The following is a 213-nucleotide window of genomic DNA, read 5'->3' on the forward strand; positions in this document are numbered from 1 at the left end:
ATTTCGATCACCTTCTCAAACCGATTAGAAAAGTAACTTATTCTGGCATACTCGACAAGCACTCCATAATATTTAAGTTGCATCTCTTTATCTTTTCCTGATAATAAGTTATACGCTTCCTGTATTTCTTTTAATGCATCCGCTATGTCTTTATGCATCAAATATGACCTAGCAAGCTGAAAACGATAATAAATGTGATTCGGATCTCTTTTT

The 213-nt window shown here is 33.3% G+C and carries 1 protein-coding gene; it reads right to left on the minus strand.

The genetic code is table 11. From position 1 onward, the window contains the following. On the minus strand, positions 1-213 hold a 213-nt coding region (locus tag LKX83_RS33510), incomplete at both ends, for a hypothetical protein (protein ID WP_227887644.1).

Source organism: Cohnella baijiui, assembly GCF_020731285.1.
Classification (GTDB): Bacteria; Bacillota; Bacilli; order Paenibacillales; family Paenibacillaceae; genus Cohnella.